5 protein-coding genes are annotated in these 6,038 nt (G+C 66.2%); all 5 read left to right on the top strand.

Annotated elements, in window-relative coordinates; all coding sequences use genetic code 11:
* Positions 1 to 428: (2Fe-2S)-binding protein (locus E2583_RS00980; RefSeq protein WP_291592320.1), on the top strand; the 428-nt coding region annotated here is incomplete at its 5' end.
* Positions 429 to 461: 33 nt separating this feature from the next.
* Positions 462 to 2,849: a xanthine dehydrogenase family protein molybdopterin-binding subunit gene (locus tag E2583_RS00975; protein WP_291592318.1), complete on the top strand. Its 2,388-nt coding sequence runs from the start codon at positions 462 to 464 to the stop codon at positions 2,847 to 2,849.
* 34 nt (positions 2,850 to 2,883) lie between these two features.
* On the top strand, positions 2,884 to 3,669 hold the full coding sequence (locus E2583_RS00970; RefSeq protein ID WP_291592316.1) for a xanthine dehydrogenase family protein subunit M: 786 nt from the start codon (positions 2,884 to 2,886) through the stop codon (positions 3,667 to 3,669).
* 220 nt (positions 3,670 to 3,889) lie between these two features.
* Entirely contained in the window at positions 3,890 to 4,810 is a 921-nt protein-coding gene (locus E2583_RS00965; protein WP_291592315.1) for a MoxR family ATPase, read from the top strand.
* Positions 4,797 to 6,038, top strand: a complete 1,242-nt coding sequence (locus tag E2583_RS00960) for a VWA domain-containing protein (RefSeq protein WP_291592313.1) — start codon at positions 4,797 to 4,799, stop codon at positions 6,036 to 6,038. Before E2583_RS00965 ends, E2583_RS00960 begins: the two co-directional genes overlap by 14 nt.

Below are 6,038 nucleotides of genomic sequence, written 5' to 3'. Positions count from 1 at the left end.
ACGTCCCCCCCAATACCTTGCTGGTGCAGGCGCTGCGTGAACAGCTGCGCCTGACGGGTACCCATGTGGGCTGCGATACCAGCCAGTGCGGAGCCTGTACGGTGCTGGTCAATGGAAAGGCCATCAAGTCCTGCACCCTGCTGGCTGTGCAGGCCCAGGGTGCCGAGGTCCAGACCATCGAGGGCATGGCTGCCCCCGATGGGACCATGCATCCCATGCAGGCGGCCTTCAAGCAGTGCCATGGCCTGCAGTGCGGCTTCTGCACGCCCGGCATGGTGATGAGTGCCGTGGACCTGTGCCGCCACAAGCCCGGCGCCACCGATGCCGAGATCCGCGAGCTGCTCGAAGGCAATATCTGTCGCTGCACGGGCTACCAGAACATCGTCGCCGCCGTCAAGGCGGGGCGCGACGGCATGGGCGCCGCCTGAGCAGCACATCACCACCAGAAGAGGAGACACACCATGGGTGCATCAGACTTTTCCAAGCTGCCGCATATCGGCGAAGCCGTTCTGCGCCGCGAGGATGATCGCTTTCTGACGGGGGCTGGCCAGTACACGGACGACATCTCACTGGGCGCACAGGCCTATGCTGTATTTGTGCGCTCGCCTCATGCCCATGCGAGGCTGCGCAGCGTCAACGTGGATGCCGCCAAGGCGGCACCAGGCGTGGTCGGCGTGCTCACTGGGGCCGATGTTGCGGCCGCCGGCATCAACGGCCTGCCGTGCGGCTGGCTGATCACCAGCACCAACGGCGAGCCCATGAAAGAGCCGCCGCACCCGATCCTGGCCCTCGATACCGTGCGCTATGTGGGCGACCAGGTCGCCATGGTGGTCGCGGAGACCCTTCAGCAGGCGCGTGACGCGGCCGAACTGGTGGAAGTCGATTACGAGGTGCTGCCTGCAGTCGTGAATGTGGCCGATGCGGCGGGCGGCAAGAAGCCCGGTGCCGTGGTCCACGATATCGCGCCCGACAACCGCTGCTACCAGTGGGCGATTGGCGACAAGGCCGCGGTGGACGCCGTTTTTGCCGGTGCCGCCCATGTGACCCGGCTCGACCTGGTCAACAACCGTCTGATTCCCAATGCCATGGAGCCGCGCGTGGCCATTGGCAGCTACAACCGCGCCATGGACGAGTACACGCTGTACGTGGCCAACCAGAACCCGCATGTGGAGCGGCTGCTGATGACGGCGTTCGTCATGGGCCTGCCCGAGAGCAAGGTGCGTGTGATTGCGCCCGATGTGGGGGGCGGCTTTGGCTCCAAGATCTTCCTGTATGCCGAGGATGTCTGCCTGACCTGGGCTGCCAAAAAGCTCAACCGCAACATCAAGTGGACGGCCGATCGCAGCGAGTCCTTTCTGAGCGATGCGCATGGCCGCGACCATGTCAGCCATGCCGAGATGGCCATGGATGCCGACGGCAAGTTCCTCGCCATGCGTGTGCACACCGACGCGAACCTGGGCGCCTACCTGTCCACTTTCGCCAGCGCCGTACCCACCATTCTCTATGCCACCTTGCTGGCGGGCCAGTACACCACGCCGCAGATCTACATCGAGGTCGATGCCTGGTTCACCCACACTGCACCCGTGGATGCCTACCGGGGCGCAGGCCGCCCCGAAGCCACCTATTTGCTCGAACGCCTGGTCAGCCGCTGCGCCTGGGAAATGCATCTGTCCCAGGCAGAGATCCGGCGCCGCAACTTCATCACCCGCTTTCCGTATCAGACGCCCGTGGCGCTGCAGTACGACACCGGCGACTACAAAGCCTGCATGGACCAGGCCGAGCAACTGGCCGATGTGGCGGGCTTTGCGGCCCGGCGTGCCGCCAGCGAGGCCAGAGGCCTCAAGCGCGGCCTGGGCTACAGCAGCTATATCGAGGCCTGCGGCTTGGCACCCAGCAATATTGCGGGTGCTCTGGGCGCGCGCGCCGGCCTGTTCGAATGCGGCGAGGTGCGCGTGCACCCCACAGGCAGCGTGACGGTGTTCACCGGCTCGCACAGCCACGGTCAGGGGCATGAGACGACTTTTGCGCAGGTGGTGGCGGCCAGGCTGGGCATTCCCGTCGAGCATGTCGAGATCGTCCATGGCGACACGGGTCGCGTGCCCTTTGGCATGGGCACCTATGGCTCGCGTTCCATCAGCGTGGGCGGGGCCGCCATCATGAAGGCGCTGGACAAGATCGAGGCCAAGGCCAAGAAGATCGCCGCACACCTGATGGAAGCCAGCGACACCGATATCGACTTTGAGGCAGGAGAGTTCACGGTGCGCGGCACGGACAAGAAGATTCCGTTTGCCCAGATCGCGCTCACCGCCTATGTGCCGCATAACTATCCCCTGGACAAGCTCGAACCCGGTCTCGACGAAACCGCTTTCTACGACCCCACCAACTTCACCTTCCCGGCCGGGACCTATATCTGCGAGGTCGAGGTGGACCCGGCCACGGGCGTGGTGCGCGTCGACCGCTTCAGCGCCGTGGACGATTTCGGCACCATCATCAACCCCATGATCGTGGAAGGTCAGGTGCATGGCGGTCTGGCCCAGGGCATCGGTCAGGCGTTGCTCGAAAACTGCGTCTACGACCGTGACTCGGGCCAGTTGCTGACCGGCAGTTTCATGGACTACGCCATGCCGCGCGCCGACGATCTGCCCGACTTCAAGCTCGGTACGGTCTGCACACCCTGTACCCATAACCCGCTGGGCACCAAGGGCTGCGGCGAGGCCGGGGCCATCGGCTCGCCACCTGCCGTCATCAACGCCGTGCTCGACGCCCTGCATTCCCTGGGGGTCAGGGATCTGGACATGCCCGCCAGCCCGCACCGCGTGTGGGAAGCCATTGATGCCGCGCGCCCCTGAGGCACCCGACTGAGAGGAAGAGAGGACAACACATATGTATGCCTTCAGTTACTCCAACCCCCGGACGCTGGACGAAGTGAGCGCTGCCAGCGGCCAGTTTTTGGCCGGCGGCCAGAGCCTGATTCCTTCCATGAAGCTGCGCCTGGCCCAGCCCGGCGCGATTGTGGATCTCAACCAGGTCGAGGGCCTGGCAGGAATCCGCGTCGAAGGCGGCCAGGTCGAGATCGGGGCCATGACCCGACATGCCGATGTCGCCGCCAGCCGCGAGGTGCAGGCCGCCATTCCCGCATTGGCCGAGCTGGCCGGTGGCATTGGCGACCGCCAGGTGCGAGCGCGCGGCACGATTGGCGGCTCGCTGGCCAATAACGACCCTGCGGCCTGCTATCCCAGTGCAGTGCTGGGTCTGGGCGCTACCGTGGTCACCAGCCGGCGCGAGATTGCGGCAGACGACTTCTTCCAGGGCATGTACACCACGGCGCTGGAGGAGGGGGAGCTGATCAAGGCCGTGCGCTTTCCCGTGCCCAGGACGGCGGCTTATATCAAGTTCAAGCAGCCCGCATCGCGCTTTGCTCTGGTGGGCGTGTTTGTGGCGAGCACAGCGCAGGGCGTGCGTGTGGCCGTGACCGGCGCGGGACTATCGGTCTTTCGTCATGCGGGCCTGGAGGCGGCGCTCAACCGAAGTCTCACGCCCGCTGCAGCGGCAGCGGTGCCGATCGACGACAGCGAGCTCAACAGCGATCTGCACGCCAGCGCGCGCTACCGGGCGCATCTCATCAGCATCTTGACGCAGCGGGCCGTGGATCAGCTGCTCTCCCCCTGATTCGCGTCGTCGGAGCGGCGCAAGCGCCGCCTGGGTTGCACCGCCCCACGCCCGGCCGGGCGTTGCGTGACCACGGCGGGAACGAGCGCCTCGCTGCACCACGCGGCGGCCGGCAGGGGGCGCTTGCTCGTGGTGTCTTGGAGGCCGTTTGTCTGTTGTCTCGGGTGGGATTCTTGAAGAAGAACTGGCTTTCTCCCCTATCACTAAAGCGCGGACAGCTATGAGTACTGAAGTGACAAGCGCTCTGCAGTCGGTGGACGGGCTGCTGGCCGCCTTGCAGGCGGTGGGGTATTTTGCGGACCGGCGTCTGGGCACGGCCGTGTATCTGGCGCTCAGGCTCCAGCGGCCCCTGCTGCTGGAGGGCGAGCCAGGGGTTGGCAAGACCTCCCTGGCGCAGGCCCTGTCCCAGGTGCTGGCACGGCAGTTGATCCGGCTGCAGTGCTATGACGGACTGGAGCAGCGTGAAGCCTTGTATGAGTGGAACTACGCGGCGCAGTTGCTGCACCTGCGAGCGGCCGAGCTGCGTGGCGCGGCAGAGCTGGACGCTGTAGAGCAGGAGGTCTATCAGCCGCGCTACCTGGTGCGCCGCCCCTTGCTGCAGGCCCTGCAGGCGCCCGCGCCGGGCGCGGTGCTGCTGATTGACGAGGTGGACCGGGCCGACGAGCCCTTCGAGGCCTTTTTGCTCGAGTACCTGGGCGAGTATCAGGTCAGCATTCCCGAGCTCGGGGTGGTCAGGGCCCAGGTGCCGCCTGTCACCATTCTCACCAGCAATCGCACGCGCGATCTGCATGATGCGGTCAAGCGCCGCTGCCTCTATCACTGGCTGGACTATCCCGAGCGCGAGCGCGAGCTGGCCATTGTCCAGTCCAAGGTGCCCGAAGCCGGGGCGGCACTGACCGCGCAGATCGCCCGCTTTGTGGACCGGCTGCGCAGCCGCCCGTTCGCCGATGCGTTCGAGCGTGCTCCCGGCATTGCCGAAAGCGTGGAGTGGGCCAAGGCGCTGGTGGCCCTCGATACCCTGGTCATAGATCCCGAACTGGTGCACGAGACGGCGGGCATTCTGTTCAAGCAGCGCGAGGACGTGGCAGCGCTCACGCCAGAGCGTCTGCAGCAACTGCTGGAGCCCGATGCCACAGCCTGAGCTGAAGGCCCAGTCGCCAGTCCGGCCCGCAAGCGTGAGCTGGTGGGGTGACGCGCGCAGAGGCAAGCTGTCCATCAATCTTCTGGGGTTTGGCCGCACGCTGCGCCGCGCGGGACTGGCGGTGGATGCCGAGCGCCTGGCACTGGCCCAGCAAAGCCTGATGCTGGTGGGCATGAACCGGGATGACGTGGCCGCCGCATTGGAGGCCGTGCTGGTTTCGCGCGAACAGGATCTGGCGGTCTTTCGCGAGCTGTTTGCGGCCTATTTCCGCAATCCCGAGGTGGCCCAGCAGCTTCTGAGCCAGTTGCTGCCAGGCGCTCCGGAGGCGGCCAGGCCGCGCCACAGGCCACGTGTGCAGGAGGCCTTGTCGGCGGTTCGTGCCGCCCAAAGGCCAACCGCGAGCGAGGAGCTGGCGCTGGATGCCGCCATGTCGGCCAGCGACCGGCACAGGCTGCAGCATGCGGATTTCAATCAGCTCAGTGCCAGCGAGTACCGTCTGGTGCAGCAACTGGTGCGCGATATCCGCTTGCCGCTGCCCAGCTATCGCAGTCGCCGAAGCGAGCAGCGCGCGTCGGGGCCGCGCGTGCACTGGCCCGCCAGTCTGAAAGCTGCGGCGGCCACGGGAGGCGAGCTGGCGCGGCTCCGATGGCGCAGGCGCAAGCGGCAGCCCATGCCCTGGCTGGCGCTGGTCGACGTGTCGGGCTCCATGGAGCGCTATGTGCGTCTGCTGCTGGCATTCCTGCACCAGGCCACCAGCCCCCGGCGCTATCCGCAGCTGCGCCGCCATGTCTTCAGCATGGGAACCCGCCTGCAGGATCTGAGCCGCGCATTTGCCCACAGCGATCCTGATGCCATGCTGGCCCGGCTCAATCGCGACATCGACGATTTCGGCGGCGGCACCTGCCTGGGCGAATGTCTGGCACAGCTGCGCACGCAGGGCGCGCGCCATCTGGTGGGGAGAAGAACCCTGGTGCTGCTGGTCAGCGACGGTCTGGATACCGGCGACGCCGCGTTGCTGGAGCGGGAGCTGCAATGGCTGGGCCGGCACAGTGCGCGCATGGTCTGGCTCAACCCCTTGTTGCGCTTTGACGGGTATGCCCCGCTGGCCAAAGGCGCGCAGGTGCTGCATCGTCGCAGCCATGCCATGCTGGCCGTGCACAACCTGCATTCATTGCAGCAGCTGGCCACCCACCTGGCGAAGCTGCTGCAGCTGCCGCATCGAGATTGA

The organism is Comamonas sp. (assembly GCF_009360615.1).
In the GTDB taxonomy this organism is placed as follows: domain Bacteria; phylum Pseudomonadota; class Gammaproteobacteria; order Burkholderiales; family Burkholderiaceae_C; genus Comamonas.
The sequence above is the reverse complement of the archived record's forward strand: the minus strand, read 5'-3'. Positions and strand labels throughout refer to the sequence as shown.

Excerpts from the sequence above, each read along its gene's own strand:
- E2583_RS00965 (WP_291592315.1), top strand. The coding sequence starts at position 3,890 with ATGAGTACTGAAGTGACAAGCGCTCTGCAGTCGGTGGACGGGCTGCTG.
- E2583_RS00975 (WP_291592318.1), top strand. The coding sequence starts at position 462 with ATGGGTGCATCAGACTTTTCCAAGCTGCCGCATATCGGCGAAGCCGTT.
- E2583_RS00970 (WP_291592316.1), top strand. The coding sequence starts at position 2,884 with ATGTATGCCTTCAGTTACTCCAACCCCCGGACGCTGGACGAAGTGAGC.
- E2583_RS00960 (WP_291592313.1), top strand. The coding sequence starts at position 4,797 with ATGCCACAGCCTGAGCTGAAGGCCCAGTCGCCAGTCCGGCCCGCAAGC.